The 16,175-nt window shown below is 70.1% G+C and carries 15 protein-coding genes; 6 read left to right on the forward strand and 9 right to left on the reverse strand.

What is annotated here, in order from left to right; translation table 11 throughout:
* Nucleotides 1–32: 32 nt before the first annotated feature.
* Genes AC1DU4_RS02615 through AC1DU4_RS02630 form a run of 4 tightly spaced genes read right to left on the reverse strand, consistent with a single transcriptional unit; the run spans nt 33 to nt 4,046 of the window.
* Nucleotides 33–1,154 carry an ABC transporter ATP-binding protein gene (locus tag AC1DU4_RS02615; RefSeq protein WP_477837546.1) on the reverse strand — a complete coding sequence of 374 codons (1,122 nt, stop codon included), beginning with the start codon at nt 1,152–1,154 and terminating at the stop codon, nt 33–35.
* Nucleotides 1,151–1,984: an ABC transporter permease gene (locus tag AC1DU4_RS02620; protein ID WP_477837547.1), complete on the reverse strand. Its 834-nt coding sequence runs from the start codon at nt 1,982–1,984 to the stop codon at nt 1,151–1,153. Before AC1DU4_RS02620 ends, AC1DU4_RS02615 begins: the two co-directional genes overlap by 4 nt.
* Nucleotides 1,972–2,901: an ABC transporter permease gene (locus AC1DU4_RS02625; protein ID WP_477837548.1), complete on the reverse strand. Its 930-nt coding sequence runs from the start codon at nt 2,899–2,901 to the stop codon at nt 1,972–1,974. The genes AC1DU4_RS02620 and AC1DU4_RS02625 overlap by 13 nt, the downstream gene beginning before the upstream one ends.
* On the reverse strand, nt 2,898–4,046 hold the full coding sequence (locus tag AC1DU4_RS02630) for an ABC transporter substrate-binding protein (RefSeq protein WP_477837549.1): 1,149 nt from the start codon (nt 4,044–4,046) through the stop codon (nt 2,898–2,900). Before AC1DU4_RS02630 ends, AC1DU4_RS02625 begins: the two co-directional genes overlap by 4 nt.
* Nucleotides 4,047–4,255: 209 nt before the next feature.
* Here AC1DU4_RS02630 and AC1DU4_RS02635 point away from each other — a divergent pair, with 209 nt between their 5' ends.
* From AC1DU4_RS02635 to AC1DU4_RS02660, 6 genes are all read left to right on the forward strand, one after another.
* Nucleotides 4,256–5,014, forward strand: coding sequence for a GntR family transcriptional regulator (locus AC1DU4_RS02635; protein WP_477837550.1), 759 nt, complete (start codon nt 4,256–4,258; stop codon nt 5,012–5,014).
* Entirely contained in the window at nt 5,007–6,140 is a 1,134-nt protein-coding gene (locus AC1DU4_RS02640; RefSeq protein ID WP_477837551.1) for an alanine racemase, read from the forward strand. Before AC1DU4_RS02635 ends, AC1DU4_RS02640 begins: the two co-directional genes overlap by 8 nt.
* A 251-nt stretch (nt 6,141–6,391) precedes the next feature.
* Entirely contained in the window at nt 6,392–6,760 is a 369-nt protein-coding gene (locus AC1DU4_RS02645; RefSeq protein WP_072846825.1) for a hypothetical protein, read from the forward strand.
* 494 nt (nt 6,761–7,254) lie between these two features.
* Entirely contained in the window at nt 7,255–8,649 is a 1,395-nt protein-coding gene (locus AC1DU4_RS02650; RefSeq protein ID WP_477837552.1) for an amino acid permease, read from the forward strand.
* A gap of 87 nt (nt 8,650–8,736) precedes the next feature.
* The gene (gene hutH, locus AC1DU4_RS02655) at nt 8,737–10,284 is read left to right on the forward strand and encodes a histidine ammonia-lyase (protein ID WP_477837577.1); all 1,548 of its coding nucleotides are present in this window, start codon (nt 8,737–8,739) and stop codon (nt 10,282–10,284) included.
* A 23-nt stretch (nt 10,285–10,307) separates the two neighbouring features.
* Complete coding sequence (locus AC1DU4_RS02660) at nt 10,308–10,904, forward strand: HutD family protein (RefSeq protein WP_477837553.1); 597 nt, start codon at nt 10,308–10,310, stop codon at nt 10,902–10,904.
* A 50-nt stretch (nt 10,905–10,954) separates the two neighbouring features.
* Here the strand turns inward: AC1DU4_RS02660 and AC1DU4_RS02665 are convergent, their stop codons facing one another.
* From AC1DU4_RS02665 to hutI, 5 genes are all read right to left on the reverse strand, one after another.
* Entirely contained in the window at nt 10,955–11,983 is a 1,029-nt protein-coding gene (locus AC1DU4_RS02665) for an SDR family oxidoreductase (RefSeq protein ID WP_477837554.1), read from the reverse strand.
* Nucleotides 11,980–12,519, reverse strand: coding sequence for a TetR/AcrR family transcriptional regulator (locus tag AC1DU4_RS02670; RefSeq protein ID WP_477837555.1), 540 nt, complete (start codon nt 12,517–12,519; stop codon nt 11,980–11,982). Before AC1DU4_RS02670 ends, AC1DU4_RS02665 begins: the two co-directional genes overlap by 4 nt.
* 33 nt (nt 12,520–12,552) lie before the next feature.
* A complete protein-coding gene (locus AC1DU4_RS02675; RefSeq protein ID WP_477837556.1) occupies nt 12,553–13,740 on the reverse strand; it encodes an SRPBCC family protein in 1,188 nt (395 codons plus the stop codon).
* 276 nt (nt 13,741–14,016) lie between these two features.
* Entirely contained in the window at nt 14,017–14,979 is a 963-nt protein-coding gene (hutG, locus tag AC1DU4_RS02680) for a formimidoylglutamase (RefSeq protein WP_477837557.1), read from the reverse strand.
* Nucleotides 14,976–16,172, reverse strand: coding sequence for an imidazolonepropionase (gene hutI / locus AC1DU4_RS02685; protein ID WP_477837558.1), 1,197 nt, complete (start codon nt 16,170–16,172; stop codon nt 14,976–14,978). The genes hutG and hutI overlap by 4 nt, the downstream gene beginning before the upstream one ends.
* Nucleotides 16,173–16,175: the final 3 nt, after the last annotated feature.

Consider the following 16,175-nt stretch of genomic DNA (forward strand, 5'->3'; position numbering starts at 1 on the left):
GTTGAAACCGATTGCTGTACTGCACTTCTGGTTCATCCGGCGGCTCCGCGCGGGCGGTCCACCAGGGCCGGACCGTCCGGCAGTGAGAGGGTCACGGCCGTGCCCGCGCCGAGCGTGGTGGCGGCGGCGGTGGACACGTCCGCAAGGGCCTCGCGTCCGTCCGGCAACCGCACGGTCAGACGGGTGGTGGCGCCGCGGAACGTCGCGGCGACGATGCGGGACGTTCCGTCGTCGTCGGCCGTGACGCCGAGCGTCTCCGGGCGCACCAGCACGTCGACGTTGCGAGCCCCGCTCCCGGACCCGGTGGAGCCCGGAAGCTCCCCGTGGACGGGCAGACTGCGGCCGAGGACGTGCACCGCCCGCCCGCCGGCCGCGAGCTGTCCCGGGATCCGGCTCATCACCCCGACGAACTCGGCGACGAACGCCGTAGCGGGGCGCTCGTAGAGCTCGGTCGGCGGCGCACACTGTTCCATCTGCCCGGACCGCATGACCGCGACCCGGTCGGCCATGGAGAGCGCTTCCTCCTGGTCGTGGGTGACGAACAGCGTCGTGATGCCCAACTGCTGTTGCAGCCGGCGGATCTCCTCCCGCAGGGTCTGCCGCACCTGCGCATCGAGAGCGGACAGCGGCTCGTCCAGCAGGAGGACGCGGGGCTGCAGCGCAAGGGCGCGCGCCAACGCAATTCGCTGCTGTTGGCCACCGGAGAGTTGGCTCGGGTACCGCGCGGAGTGTTGGGCCAGGCCCACCAGTTCCAGCAGTTCCATCGCGCGGACGCGCCGGGTGGACTTGCCCGCCCCCTGCATCCGCAGACCGAACGCGACGTTGTCGACGGCGGTGAGATGCGGGAAGAGGCTGTAGGACTGGAACACCATGCCCACGTCCCGCCGGTGCGCGGGGATGTTCGTGATGTCCTTGCCGTCCATGAGCACCATGCCCGCGTCGGGACGTTCGAATCCGGCGACGGTGCGCAGAGCGGTTGTCTTGCCGCATCCGGACGGGCCGAGCATGGCCAGCAGCTCGCCCGGGTGGATCTCGAGGTCCAGCCCGTCCAATGCGGTGGTGGCACCGAAGGTTCGGCGTAGTCCGCGGAATTCCACGGTGGAACCGGCCCCCGCCGTGGTGGCGGGCGTCGGATCGGTCAGTAACGCGGTCATGAGGCCTCCTCGAGGCGTTTGGTGCGTCCGGCTGCGGCGACGAGCATGAGCAGCGCCCAGGTGCCGAGCAGGCCGACGATGGACACGGCCACCGACATCTGTGCCTCGGAACCGCTGACGACGACGGTCCACACGGCGAACGGCTGGTAGCCGAGGAGCGCGGCGACGGCGTACTCGCCGAGTACGAGGGCGAGGGTCAGGAAGGCGGCATTGAGCAGCGCGCCGCGCAGATTCGGCAGCAGGACATGGATGAAGGTGCGCGGCCACGAGGACCCGCACGACCGCGCGGCCTCGACGAGAACCCGAAGGTCGAGCGAGGACAGGCCGGCCTCGAGCGTGCTGTAGGCAAGCGGCAGGGCCATCAGTGCGTAGGCGAGCACCAGGATCACGGGAAACTCGGGGTCCTGCAACGCAACCAGGCCGTCGAACAGCGGTGTTCCGTAGTAGCGATCCGCGCCCCACCTCAGCAGCGTGGTGATGCCGGCGCCCAGGGCGACGGCCGGGACGACCAGCGGTAGCAGGCACACCGCCTGCACGAGCGTGCGCAGACGGGGCACGGCGATCCGCACCGCGAGCAGCGCCGGCACCAGCACGCCGAGCACCACCGCGATCGTCGCCGCGGCCACCTTCAGGGTCAACACGAGGCTGCCGGCCAGGCCCTTCGCGCCGCCGATGCCGGTGTAGGCGTCGAGACTGACCTGCTGGCCGGGCGATCCGATGCCCACGCTGAAGGCGAGCGCGCACGCGATCGGGACCACGAAGTAGAGGCCGGCGATCAGGAGCACGAGCCGTCGGCCGTGGCCGGGCCCGGTCGACGTCACGCCAGCCATCGGGCACTCCTTCGCTGCAGCGGCAGGTAGACGGCCATGACGATCGCCGCGATCAGCACCATGTCCAGGCCGAGCGCGAGGGCGATGTTGCCCTGCCCCACCAGGACGTCGCCGGACAGGCCTGCCGCGATCTGCACCGTGACCAGCTGCACGGTGCTGCCGGCGATCGCCGCCGCCGTGGCGTAGGTGCTGAATGCGGTCCCGAACAGCAGGACGAACCCGCCCAGCAACGACGGCAGCAGGATCGGCAAGGCCACGTGCCGCCAGTACTGCACCGTGCTCGCGCGATTGTTTGCGGCCGCCTCACGCCACTGCACGCGCAGACCCTCCAACGCCGGGGTGAGGGTCAGGACCATCAACGGGACGAGGAAGTAGAGGTAGACGACGGTCAGTCCCCGCATGTCGTAGAGGCTCCAGCCGAGGTCGCCGAGGTGGAAGGCGTTGGTGAGGACGCCCGCGTTGCCGAGGGTCGCCACGAACGCGAAGGCCAGGGGAACTCCGCCGAAGTTCGCGAGCACACCGGCCGCGGCCAAGACCGCCCCGCGCAGGGCCCGGAACCGCGACGTCACGATGGCGTGCGCGATCGGCAGGCCGACGATCGCCCCGATCGCCGCGGCCGTCGCCGAGAGCTTGATGCTGCCGATCAAGCTCGATCGGTACGGATCCTGCAGCGTCGCAGTCATGTTGGCCGTCGTCAGCCCGCCCTCGCCGGAACCCGTCGAGGGTGCGGTGAACGCGCCGATCACCATCGTGGCGACGGGGAGACCCAACGCGACGGCCGCGAACAACAGCAGCGGCAGGACGCCGAGCCAGCCCCCCGCCGCCGCCCGGTGGCCGCGACGACGGGGGATGGACGGGGTGTCAGCGGCGGGGGCCGGGGTGCTCCGACTCCCGGCCGCGGTCATCTGGATGCTCATCCGGCGAGCACGCCGCCCCAGCCTTGGCCGACGACTGCCTTGGCCTGCGTCGACTGTTCCTCCGTCGGGAAGACCGGTGCGGCGGCGTCGACCTCGGGCAGCCTGGCCGCCGCGGTGGCGTCGAGCGTCCCCGCCTGCTCCATCGCGGGCATGAGCACCGGCCGGGCGAAGCCCTTCAGCCAGAGGTTCTGGCCCTCGGGGCTGTAGAGGAACTCCTGCCAGAGTCGCGCCGCCGCCGGGTGCGGCGCCCACTTCACGATTGCCTGCGAGTAGAACTGGGCGAACAGGCCGTCGGCCGGGATGGCGACCTGCCAGTCGACCCCCTTGTCGCGGAGCGAGTCGCTGTAGCCGGCATTGAGGTAGTCCCAGTCGACGCTGATGGGGGTCTCGCCCTTCTGGATGGTCGCGGGCGTCGACTCGACCGGGTTGAGGTTGCCGACCTCGCGGAGCTTGGCGAAGTAGTCCAGACCCGGCGCGATGTTGTCGAAGGAGCCGCCGTTGGCGAGCGTGGCCGCGTAGACGGCCGCGAATGCGGAGCCGGACTGCGTGGGGTTGCCGGTCAGCGCGACCATGCCCTTGTACTGCGGATCGAGAAGCTCGGCAAAGGTCTTCGGGCACTTCACGACACGGGCATTGCAGCCGATCGAGACGTACCCGCCCATGTCGTTGTACCACCGCGCGTCGGTGTCCTTCTGCCCCGCGGGGATGTCGTCGAACGCCTGGACGCGGTACGGCGACAGAATTTCCTGCTCGGCGGCGCTGATGCCGAAGGCGTGGCCCACGTCGAGGACGTCCGGCGACCGGTCCTGTCCCTTGCGTGAGGTCGCGGCGTTGATCTCGTCCTGACTGGAGGCCTCCGGATTCTCGACCTCGACGTCGATCCCGTACTTCGCCTCGAAGGTGTCGATGATCTCGCCGTAGTTGGCCCAGTCCCGCGGCAGGGCAATGGCGTTCAGCTTGCCCTCCTCCTTGGCCGCGGCGATGAGGCCGTCCATGCCGCCGAAGTCCTCGGCCGAGGTGGCGGTCGCGGCCGTGCCGGCGTCGCCGTCCGCCTTCGTGGTGGTCAGTCCGCAGCCGGCGAGGGCCGACAGGGCGATCGCCAGCGAGCAAGCGAGGCTCGCCCGGCGAAGGTGGTGTAGTCGCATGGTGTCTCCCGGGATCAATGTTGTCTATACAACGTGACCTCATTTCGCCAGAGCGAGGTGGCCGCTGGGTGAACGAGTCGTAATCGAGCCGTGAAGATTCACCGGCCAGGAACCGTCGCATCCTTGCGGATGTGCGTCTGTGACCAGTGTGAATAGTTCTGGGAGCTACGATCGGGACCAAGATGACCGGGCCAGAAGGGAGACGAGCATTGGCTGAGTCGAGGGGCAAACGCCCCGGGGCCGAGTACGAAAAGTTGGCAGCCAAGTTGCGGGAGGCGATCACATCGGGGGAGTTCGGCTCCGGGGACCGGCTGCCCAGCGAGGAGAGCCTCGCCGGGACGTACGGAGTCTCCCGTGGCACGGTCCGTCAGGCGCTGGCCGTCCTGCGCGCGAACGGGTTGGTCACCTCACGGCGTGGCACCCGCCGCGTCATCCTCGGGACGGCGCGCACGCAGAGCTTCTTCGAACTGCTCAGCTTCAGCGGCTGGGCGCACTCGATCGGCGAGGATCCCGGAAGCCGAACGGTCGCCGTCGAGCACCGGGTCGCCCTGCCGCTCGAGTGCGAGCAGCTCCAGCTCGCATCGGGATCGCGGATCTACCAGGTGGTGCGGCTGCGGACTCTCTCCCGCGTCCCCGTCATGCTCGAGCGCGCGATCTACCCGGAGCAGATCGGAAGACTGGTCGCGGACCTGCCGCCGGAGGCCACCTCGCACGCGTCCCCCCTGCTGGACGCGGGCGTCGTGTTCGCCGATGCCGATCACACCGTCGACCTCGTCGAGGCGGATGGGGACGACGCCCGTCACCTGGGGTGCGTCGAGGGCTCGCCTCTGCTGCGCGAGCGCAGGCGCGTCACCGACCCGGCCAGCACCCCGCTGCTGTGGTCCGACGACCGCTTCCTCCCCGGCACGGTCTCGTTCACCGTGCACAACTCGGTGGCCAGCACGGCCCTGTCTCGTCGCCGTGGCTAGCCCCGGTAGGCCGACGTCGCTGCCGGAGCTGCGGCTCAGTCTCCCGGCGGTCCGGCACAACGTCGAGCTCATGGCGGCGTGGTGCCGCGACCGCGGCGTCGAGCTGAGCCCGCACATCAAGACGACGATGACGCGCCCCATCGTCGAGCGGCAGCTGCGTGCCGGCGCGTGGGGCGTCACGGTCGCCACGGTTCGCCAGGCGTCCCTGGCCCTCGAATGGGGGGCGCGGCGCATCCTCATCGCCAACGAGGTGATCCATCTCCCCGACCTCGAGCAGTTGCGCGCGTGGCTGGACGCGGACCCGACACTCGAGCTCTACCTGCTGGTGGACTCGACGGCGGGCCTGAGCCTGGCGGGAACGGCCATGCGGGGCGCCGTCAATCCCCTGAGGGTCCTCGTCGACGTCGGGACGCCGGGCGGGCGAACCGGTGTCCGTACGGTCTCGGCGGCGGTGAACCTCGCGCGGGAGTGCGAGCACACGTCGGGAATCGCCCTGGCGGGCGTCGCTGGGTACGAGGGCGTTCGCCCCAACCGGCGGGACGCGGACGTCGTCGCGCAGGTCGACGAGCACTGCCGGGAGACGGTGGCGGCCTTCCGTGCGGTGTCGCCGTGGATCCGGGCCGAACGGCCCGTGTTCAGCATGGGTGGCTCCGCCTTCCCGGACCGGGTCGTCGACGCCATCGCGGACCTTCCCGACCGGGGCGGGCGGCTGATCCCGGTGCTGCGGTCGGGTTGCTACGTGACGCACGACCACGGCACGTACGCGGAGGTGTCCCCGGTGCCGGGACTGCGTGCGGCCCTGACGGTCCGGGCCGTGGTCCTGTCCGCGCCGGAGCCCGGGCGGATCGTGGTCGGCGCGGGGAAGCGCGAACTGCCCTACGACGCGGGCCTGCCGGTCCTGGTGTCCGCCACCGATTCCCGGGGAGTGCCCCGTGAGGCGGCGAGAGCGACCGCGACCCAGATCTACGACCACCACCTCGTCCTCACCGACGCCGAGGGGTTGGACGTCGGTGACGTCGTCGACCTCGGGATCTCCCATCCCTGTTCGGCTTTCGACCGTTGGCCCGACATCACGGTGGTCGAGGACGGCCGAGCGCAGGACGTGTGGCACCCGCAGTTCCGTTGAGCCGAGGTGAGGCATGCGTATCCGGCCGGGCAGGGGTAACGGTCGGGCGGGCAAATCGGATGTATCGGTAGGTTTTCGGTCATTCGACGGAGGGGGATTCATCGATGATGGGTATTCGAGCGAGGCGCGTACTCGCCGGGGGCGCGGCCGCGGTCGCGATTGGTGTAGGGGCGGTGGCTCCGGCTGGTGCCACCACCGATCCGCTGGCGCCCGTCACTGCGGCGGCTTCCAGTCTCGAGGCGCCCTATGGGATGACCGTCAAGACGCTGACCGCCGCCCGGGACGCCGGGTTCCCGATCTACGAGGCGGCGGAAAAGGTTCTGTACCAGGCCCCGAAGAGGGCGTTCTGGATGATCGAGTACCGGCGGGTGTCCAGCGACTACGACCTGAGTTCGCCCACGACGAAGTTCGTGGCCGTGGGTGCGGTCGGGCCGGACACCTTCTGGGTGTCGCCGGACTCGGTCCCCGGGGTGATCAGCATCAACAGGACCTGGCACCACCAGGACAATGTCGCGTTCCCGATGGTGGGATTCGAGCAGACCGATCAGCGCTTCACCAACAGTCCGCTGGTGCAGCTGCCGGGCGGTGGCCCGGGCATCGGAATCGCACTCATCACCTAGCGGGCCCGGTCTGGCGGTTCCGGTTGCTCGTGGTCCCCTCATCCGCGGTGCGTGGGTGAGGGGACTTCCGTCTCGTACTGACGATTCACAACGCCGGCGTGCCCATGCGCGTATCCACGAGCGGGCCTTGCGTCGACAGGCGAGATCACCCGCAGCACTCAGGCCTGGCGGGTCGAGCGTCTGGGGGGACTTCCTCGGCTCTGCTGCGTCCTCGCGCGAGTGACCTGCCGCTCGACGGTGGGGGTGAGGGCCTGTCCGGCGGTGTCGGCGGTGCCGGTCGGAGGCCGCTCCACGTGCGGCAGGTCGGGTATCCCGACTCGCTCGCCGAGTGGTCGACCGCCGGCGGGTTGCCGGTACTCGACCGAATTGAGTGGCGGCGAACCCTTGACGAAGCTGTATATACAGGACTATACATATCGCGATGGTGTGACTCGCCGCACAGTGCGAGGGGCCGGCCCGGCCGGATCCACCAGCACAGTCCAGGGAGATCGATTGTGAAAGACACCGCCGCGGCCCTGACCCGAGGTCTGACAGCACGCCACATCAGGTTCATCGCCTTGGGTTCGGCCATCGGGACCGGACTATTTTACGGATCGGCGGAAGCGATCAACCGGGCGGGTCCGTCGGTGTTGCTCGCCTACCTCATCGGTGGTGCGGCGATCTACATCGTGCTGCGCGCGCTCGGCGAGATGGCCGTGAGCAATCCCGTGTCGGGTTCGTTCGGAGAGTACGCGAGCAAGCACCTGGGGCCGCTCGCCGGATTCATGACCGGCTGGACGTACACCTTCGAAATGATCGTGGTGTGCCTCGCCGACGTGACCGCATTCGGCGTCTACATGGGCTTCTGGTTCCCCGACGTGCCGCGGTGGATCTGGGTGCTGTCCATCATCTTCTTCATCGGCGCGATCAACCTGCTCAGCGTCAAGGTCTTCGGCGAGGTGGAGTTCTGGTTCACCCTCGTCAAGATCGTCGCGATCGTCGCGATGATTGCCGGGGGAATCGCGATCCTGATCTTCGGGTTCGGGATCCACGACACCAGCGCCGGAGTGAGCAGTCTCTGGTCCGACGGCGGCTTCTTCGCCACCGGGTTCGGCGGGTTTGTCAGCTGCTTCGCGATCGTCATGTTCGCCTTCGGCGGCACTGAGATCATCGGCATCACCGCGGGCGAGGCGGAGGACCCGGAGCGCACCATTCCCCGCGCGATCAACACCGTCCCGGTGCGCATCATCCTGTTCTATGTACTCACCCTCGCCGTGATCATGGCGATCAACCCGTGGCAGTCGATCGGATCCGAGGGCAGTCCCTTCGTGCAGATCTTCCAGGGGCTCGGCATCGGACCGGCCGCGACAGTGCTGAACATCGTGGTGATCACGGCGGCTCTGTCCGCGATCAACAGCGACATCTTCGGCGCCGGACGGATGATGTTCGGTATGGCCCAGCGTGGTCAGGCCCCCGCGTCGATGGGCAAGGTCTCCCGCAACGGGGTGCCCTGGATGACGGTGGTCATCATGACGATCACGCTGCTCTTCGGAGCGCTCCTCAACTACCTGATCCCGGACAAGGTGTTCCTGGTCATCGCGTCGATCGCGACCTTCGCGACGATCTTCGTCTGGCTGATGATCCTGCTCTCGCACTACCGCTCGCGGCAGCGGATGGATCCGGCCGAGGTGGCCGCGCTGAAGTTCCCGGTGCCGTTCTGGCCGTACGGGCAGCTGATCGCGATCGGCTTCCTGGTGTTCGTGATCGCGGTGCTCGCCTTCGACGCCGACACCCGCGTCGCACTGGTCGTCGGCGCGGTCTGGCTGGCACTGCTCGCCCTCGCCTTCCGCCGGTGGGTGCGACCCGAGCCGGCGCCGGCCGAACCCCTACACGCGGACCGCGTGTCCTGACCCACCGACAAATTTCTCGCTACCGCTCATTCGAAACGGAGAACAATCATGAGCACGAACACCCTCCCGCACATAGAGAAGCGCGCAATGGACATGAATGAGCCCGTCGTCGTCGGAGTCGGCGCCGTGACGCCGGAGGAGTTGGTGCGCGTCGCCCGGTTCGGCGCACCGGTACGACTGTCCGACGAGGCGCTCTCGGCGATCGGGGCCAGCCGCAACCGCATCCAGGCCCTCGCCGAGGACCCGAGGCCGGTGTACGGGGTCTCGACCGGATTCGGTGCGCTCGCTACCAGGCACATCCCGCTGGAGATGCGCGCACAGCTGCAGCGCAGCCTGATCCGCTCGCACGCCGCCGGATCCGGTCCGGAGGTGGAGCGCGAGGTGATCCGGGCGCTGATGCTGCTGCGGCTGTCCACGCTGGCGACCGGCCGGACCGGCGTCCGACCGGAGGTGGCCCAGGTCTACGCGGGGCTGCTGTCGGCCGGTATCACCCCGGTCGTCCACGAGTACGGCAGCCTCGGCTGCTCGGGCGACCTCGCGCCACTGGCGCACGTGGCGATGGCCGTGATCGGGGAGGGCACGGTGCGGGACGCCGACGGCGAGCTCACCTCGGCCGCCGAGGCCCTGGCCGCCGCCGGCATCGAGCCGGTCGAGCTCAAGGAGAAGGAGGGCCTGGCCCTCATCAACGGCACCGACGGCATGCTGGGCATGCTGGTGCTGGCCTGCCACGACCTGCACAAGCTGCTCTCCCTGGCGGACGTCACCGCGGCGATGAGCGTCGAGGGGCTGCTCGGCACGGACAAGGTGTTCGCGGCAGACCTGCAGGCGCTGCGCCCGCAGCCCGGTCAGGCCGTGGCGGCCGCGAACATGACCCGGGTGCTCGCCGGATCGGGAATCGTCGCCAGCCACGCCACCCCCGACTGCACGGTCGTGCAGGACGCCTACTCGCTGCGGTGCGCGCCGCAGGTCGCGGGCGGCGCGCGCGACACCCTTGCACACGCCGAGCGGGTGGCCTCGTTCGAGCTGGCGAGCGCCGTCGACAACCCGGTGGTGACCCTCGACGGCCGGGTCGAGTCCAACGGCAACTTCCACGGGGCGCCGGTCGCGTACGTGCTCGACTTCCTCGCGATCGTCGTCGCCGACCTGGCGAGCATGAGCGAGCGCCGCACGGATCGATTCCTCGACGTCGCACGCAACCACGGGTTGCCGCCGTTCCTGGCCGACGACCCCGGCGTGGACAGCGGGCACATGATCGCGCAGTACACGCAGGCCGCGATCGTGTCCGAGCTCAAACGGCTCGCTGCGCCCGCGAGCGTCGACTCGATCCCCTCGTCCGCCATGCAGGAGGACCACGTGTCGATGGGCTGGTCGGGCGCCCGCAAGCTGCGGCGTGCCGTCGACGGGCTCACCCGGGTGCTCGCCATCGAGGCGCTCACCGCCGCCCGTGGCCTGGACCTGCGTGCCCCGCTCGAGCCGTCGCCCGCGACCGCCGCCGTGCGCGACAAGATCCGTGAGCACGTCCAGGGGCCGGGCACGGACCGCCACCTGGCGCCCGAGATCGAGGCCGCGGTGCAGTTGGTCGCCTCCGGGGCGCTGCTCGACAGCGCCGAGGCCGTGGTCGGCAAGCTCAGCTGACCCGCTCCGCTCGCCGCAGTCGAATGACGAATCGGACTTCAGGTGAAACCGAGTACGGGACACCGTCGTTCCGTACCGCGGCGTCCGACCGCAGGGTGGTGCCCTGGCTCAACGGCCAAGGCACCACCCAGGTGGTCGCGGCGACCGACCAGTGGCGGGTGAGCATCGCCGAGGAACCGACCGAGTCGAGGTTCTCGGTCATCGAGGGATACGACCGATTGATCACGCCCATCGGCTCGGTGTCCCTCGAACTCGCCGGGCCGCCCTTCGTCGCCGCACCGGGCTCGGTCGACGCGGCCACCGTGGTGCGCCACGTCGTCGATCCGTTGCACACCTTGGCCTTTCCCGGCGAGTGGGCGCCGGCATCGCGGGCGTCCTCGCGCACCCGGGCGCTCAACGTCATGGGTCGGCGGGGAGAGGTTGACATGACGGTGGAGATCGGCTCCGCCGAGATCCCCGACGACTCGGCTTCGGTCCGGATCTTCCTCGACCTCGTGACCGAGGCCGCCCTGATCGTGCCGCCCGGCGAACCGATGCCGCCCGTGCCTCGGGGTCGGTGCGCGCTCGTCTCGATATCGCCCGCCGGGCCGCACGCACTTCGGGTGTCGTCGACGGACTGACGATGGTCCGCAGGCTCGAACGCCCGCGTCCCACGAATGCGTTTGGCGGACTAGCGAACCGGTGTTCGAGTGGGGATGTGTGTCCCGAATTCGCTCGCAACCAGGTAGTCCACCCAGGCCCGCAACGCGGGCCGCACCGGAGGCGGCACCAGTCCGGCCCGCTCGGCGAGTGCCCGTGCGGATTCGGTCGGATACCGGTCGGCGGAGAGGAAGCCGAGGGTCTCCGGATCCGCGCCGGTCAGCCGCGCGGGCAGCCTCCGGATGACCCCGACCGGCACGTGGAATCGAGGGGGTCGCACGCCGAGTGTCTGTGCGACGTCGCGGAGCAGCTCGCCCAGCAGCGGGGTGTCCTCGTCCAGAACCCACAGCGCCGCAGCGGGTTCCGCGTGCTCGGGCACGGCGGCGAGGAACCGGGCGAAGTAGTCCGCGGTGACCACGGGGACCCAGACGTCCTTGCCGCCGGGGATCACCGGGAGCTTGCCGCGGTGGAGGTCGCGGACCATGTCGGCCAGCCCGATGAACTGGGTGGTCTCGCCGGTCTCGGAGTCGCCGATGACAGTCGACGGGTTGACGATCGCGTACGGAATGCCGTTGGCCTCGGCGTGATCGCGCACGGCGTGGTCGGCCTCGACCTTGCTGGCCTCGTAGGCGCCCTTGTCCCGGTAGAGCGTCGCGTTCACGGTGACGCCGGCCACGCGGTACCCGCTGATGTGCACGAACCGTCGCAGCTGTGGCAGGTCCTGCGCCCAGCGCAGCGCGGCCACGGCCCCGTCGACGTTGACCGTGCGAGCCTCGGTCTCGGTGAGCCCGAAGGCGAACCGCCCGCCCAGGTTGTAGACGTCGCGCACGGTGGGCAACGGGTCCAGGCCGAGGCCCGGCGCGGTCAGGTCCCCGTCGACGACGGTCAGCCGCTCGGTGTTCCCGCCGTGGGCGGCCACCCAGTCGCGGAGCTCGTCGCCGCGTTCGGCCGCGTTCCGGACCATGGCGGCGACGTGCCTGCCCTGTCGGGTGAGTTCGGGGATCAGCCATCGGCCGATCAGTCCGGTGGAGCCGATGACGAGGGTGTCGGGCGTGCTCATGAGGCCTCCAGTAGTTTCCGGACGGCGCGGACCGCCGCGTCGATGGGTTCGCGGGACCGCCGCACCCGGCCGACGAGGAGTGCGCCCTCGATGAGGGCGAAGACCTCGGTGGCCAACGCGGCGTCGCCGAGGAGGTGTGCGAGGGAGGCCTCCCAGTCGGCGTAGATCTCGGCGCACACCCCGCCGAGCGGGGCGGTGCCCGCCGTCTCGAGGGCGACCGTCGCGATCGGGCATCCCTTGGTGAAGTCGGAGGCGACCTGCCGGTCGGCGAGCGCTTCCAGGAGCCGTGCGATGACGTCCGCCGGCGAGCCGCCGAGGGAGTCGGCCATCAGGTCGTCGAGCGTGCCCGCGCTCTGCCGGAGCGCGGCCTCGACCAACTCGTCCTTGCCGCCCGGGAAGTGGAAGTAGAGCGAGCCGCGCGGCGCCCCGCTCCGTTCGAGCACCTCCGTGACGCCGGTCGCCGCCACGCCCTTCTCCTCGACCGCGGCCGCCATGACCGTGATCATCCGCAGTCTGGTCTCCTCGCCTTTCTTCATGAGGTCAATATAGACCGGTCTACATATTTTGTTCTACTCGGCCAGTGCGCGAAGGGTGCGCAGCATCTTGCGGCTCATCACGAAGCTGATCGGTTCGAGCAGGGTCGGGCCGAACGCGAGACTGCTCGCCCGCCCACCGCTGTGGGCGTAGCGTCCCCGCTCGATCAGGCGGGTGCCCCCGTCCCCGTCGTCGAGCAGGTGGAACGCCCACAGCGACGCGTCGGCGCCGTCGGGCGACGAACCGATCAGCACCAGATGCCGGCCCGGCTCGATCGCGGCGACCGTCAGCGGTGGCGCTTTGGGGTGCAGCAGCACCGGATCACCCACCGCGAGGTGTTGGAACCGGTCGAGCACGTCGGTGGCGTTCTGGACGTGGCAGCCGACGAGGTTCTCGAGACCGGGGTAGCTGTAGAACCCGCCGCGGCCCTGGCCGAGCTGAACGATCCACGGCCACAACCGCTCCGGTGGTGCCGCGACGGTGATCGCATGGGTGTAACTCCAGGTCGCGTCGGGGACCAGGTCGTCGCCCGGGAAGGTGGCCGCGGCTTCTTCGTCCGTGGCACCCCAGGTGGCGCGCCAGTGGCGCAAGGGTCGCGCGAGCAGGTTCGCCGCAATCAGGACTGCGCCGCCGACCGACTCCACCACGGTGTGGGCGCGGTCGGTGGCGACCGCCCCGGCGCGGACCGCTACGTCCGTCTCCGCGGGCGGGCGGTGTCCGCGCTGGGCGAGCCACTGGTCGCGGCGCAGTCCCGGGACCACGTGATGCCGGATCGAGCCGCGGGTACTGACCGGCGCGAGCAGCCACCACAGTGCGTGCACGTACGCCTCCGCCCGCTCGGGGCCGTCCCATTCGTACACGCCCCGATAGACCTCGCGCTCGTCGTGGGCGACCCACAGTTTCGAGACGAATCCGGGAAACCCCACGAACAGAGGGGTGTTGAGCAGGCTCTCCCACCGGAACAACGTGTGTGCCCGTCCGTGGATCCCACGGAGACGGAATTCGACCACCAGCACGCACGGGTCGGCTGTCGGAGGTTGCACCACCACGGTCTCCCGGTAGACCCGGCCGCGCGCGTCGTCGAAGCCGAGTTGCTCGCCGACCCACGAGGTACGACGGCGGACGCGCCGTCGCGACGCCAGCACGGCGGTCATCGCGACGGAACGGACGATCCTTTTCGCGGCCACGCCGAACGCCAGATGCTCGGAAGTCGAACCGGACATGGTCACCTCTCCGGCGGCGACGGCGGAATCGTCCGCATGGCCACCTGCTCAAGACCCGTCAGTCGGACTCTAACTGAGCGGGCCCCCGGCAGCACCGCGTCAGACACGACTCCGTCAACGGACACGCTCATGGCAGTGTCGCGACACGGTAACTCGACCAGTTCCCTGAAACGGACATGTTCGGTTGGGGGACTGTTTCGGCCGAAACGTTGGAAATCCTCGGCTCGACGCGGCGGCGGGCGCACGCGTCGAGCCGAGGACGTTTGGGGGTCGGGCTCAGTGGGTCCGGGGGCCGAGCGCGGTGGTGACGATCCGGTGGATCAGTCGCGCCGCGGTCCGCGCCGTGCGGTTGTCCACGTCGAGAGCGGGGTTCAGCTCGGCGACGTCGACCAGCCGTAGCTTGCCGCTGCGCGCCACCAGGTCGCACACCCGCTGGATCACCTCGAGCGGTACACCGAACGCGGCCGGGGCGCTGACCCCGGGGGCGACCGCGGCGGGCAGCACGTCGAGGTCGATCGTCAGGTAGACCACGTCGACGTCGTCGAGGAACTCCTCGACGAACGCCTGTACCGCAGGAAGATTCGTCGCCGTGCAGTCGTCGTCGAGGAGATGGCGGACGCCGAGTTCGGCCGCGGTGGCGAACAGCGCCGAGGTGTTGCTGGGTTGCGAGATGCCCAGGACCGCATAGTCGAGGGCCCGGCCCTGAGCGATTTCGCGGTCGGCCATCTGCCGGAACGGGGTTCCGGAGCTCGGCCGGGGGGCGCGCCGAAGGTCGAAATGTGCGTCGAGGTTCAGGACACCGAGGCGCGCACCCGATGCGACGGCCGCCGAGTTCGCGATGCCGAGATAGCTGCCGTACGCCACCTCGTGTCCGCCGCCGAGGACGGTGACGAGGCCCCCGGCGTCGAGCAGTCCGGTGACGGCCGAGCCGAGCCGGTCCTGGCCGCCCTCGAGATCCTCGCCGACGACCTCGACGTCACCCGCGTCGAACACCCGGACCGGGGCGGCGAGCGACATGGAGGCGAGCGCGGTACGCAGCGCGGCCGGGCCGTCGGCGGCGCCCGGACGCCCCTTGTTGCGGCGCACCCCCTCGTCGCTGCGGAACCCGATGAGAACGCCTGCGCCGGAGCCGGTTCGGCCCTCGAGCGGTGCGACGGCGCGGTGCCAGCGCAGGTGTTCGTCGCCGGGGCCGTCGTCGCGCCCCGACCAGGCCGCGGGGGCGAGGTCCACGCTGCTCATCGTCGGTGCCCGTCCTTCCAGACCTCACGCACCAGCGCCACCCCGGGCCGGTAGGCCAGGTGCAGGTGGGACGGTGCGTCCAGCGCGATCAGATCGGCTCGGGCGCCGACCCGGATGCGCCCGATGTCGGTGCGCTGCAACGCAGCGGCGCCGCCGGCCGTCGCGGCCCACACGGCTTCGTCCGGGCTCATGTGCATCTCGCGCACCGCCAGCGCGATGCAGAAAGGGATGCTGGTGGTGTAGCTGGTTCCGGGATTGCAGTCCGCGGCCAGTGCGACGGTGGCGCCGGCGTCGAGTAGAGCGCGGGCGTCGGGGTACTTGTTGCGCGTGGAGAAGTCGGCTCCGGGCAGCAACGTGGCGACGGTGTCGCTCGCCGCCAGCGCCTCGACATCGGCATCGGTCGTGTAGGTGACGTGGTCGACGGACGCGGCGTTCAGCTCGACCGCCAACCGAACGCCGGCGCCGTAGCTGAGCTGATTGCCGTGCACCCGCGGGGTGAGCCCGGCGGCGATGCCGGCCTCGAGTACGGCCCGCGACTGGTCGGCGTCGAACGCGCCCTCTTCGCAGAACACGTCGATCCACTTCGCGTGCGGGGCACACTTGGGGACCATTTCCTCGACCACCATCCGCACGTAGTCGTCGCTGCGTCCCGCGAATTCCGGCGGCGTGACGTGCGCGGCGAGCAGGGTCGTCTCCGCGGTGTGTGCGGAGGCGACCTCGAGGCTGCGCAACTCGTCCGGGACCGACTGCCCGTAGCCGGACTTCGTCTCGATCGTGGTGGTGCCCGAGTGCAGCGACTCGGCGACGAGCCGGGCCACGTTCGCGCCCAGTTCGCCGTCCGAGGCGGCCCTCGTGGCGGCAATGGTGGTCCGGATACCGCCTGCTCCGTACGGGGCGCCGGTCATCCGGGCCGCGAACTCCTCCGCCCGTTCGCCGCCGAAGACGAGGTGGGCGTGGCTGTCGACGAACCCGGGCAGGGCGGCCCGGCCACGCAGGTCGTATCGGGATCCGGCACTGCCCTCCGGGATTCGGGATCGGGGGCCCACCCACTGGATGAGCCCGGCTCCCATGACCACGGCGGCGTCGTGGATCAGGCCGAGCGGGCCGGCGCCGTTCTCGGGATCATTGGTGACCAGGGTGCCGATGTTGTCGACGACCGTCCACCGGCCGTCCTGCCCGGGTGCGTCGAGCATGGG

Source organism: Rhodococcus sp. P4_F5 (assembly GCF_056401315.1).